The 537-nt window shown below is 61.1% G+C and carries 1 pseudogene; it reads right to left on the bottom strand.

Features of this window, described 5'->3' with window-relative positions:
- Nucleotides 1–7 precede the first annotated feature (7 nt).
- Nucleotides 8–537, bottom strand: a pseudogene (locus NOM06_RS20835) (IS5 family transposase); the annotation flags it as partial.

A 537-nucleotide genomic window follows, 5' to 3' on the forward strand; every position in this document is an offset into this window, starting at 1 on the left:
AGAGCCGCTAACAAAACCTCTCAGCGAAGCGCGAGCAGATCACGGCGCAAGCCAGCGTCAGTAACGCAAGGTGGATATCAAGTCGTCGCTCGAAGCGAATTCGCAGCTTGCCAAAGCCTGCCAACCACCCATGGGTTCGCTCTACTACCCAGCGATGGCACCCCAATCGCTCGTTGCTTTCGATGCCGCGTCTGGCAATGCGAGACTTGATTCCCCGCCGCCTCAGATAGGCACGGCAGCGGCGAAAGTCATACCCCTTGTCGGCATGCAGCTTGTCTGGTCGGCACCTTGGCCGCCCTCTCTTACCTGACAGGGCTGGAAGCGCGTCGAGCAGCGGTTCGAACACCATAGAATCATGGCGATTGGCGCCTGTGGCGAGCACGGCGAGTGGGATGCCCTGACGCTCCACCACGATGTGCCGCTTACTGCCTAACTTGCCTCTGTCTGTCGGGTTGCGTCCAGTCTCCTGGCCCCCCGGGGGCTGGCAACGCTTGCCCCATCAATGCTTGCTCTACTCCAGTCGATGTGGCCCGCTTG

This window comes from Aeromonas sp. JL9 (assembly GCF_024436075.1).
Lineage (GTDB): Bacteria > Pseudomonadota > Gammaproteobacteria > Enterobacterales > Aeromonadaceae > Aeromonas > Aeromonas veronii.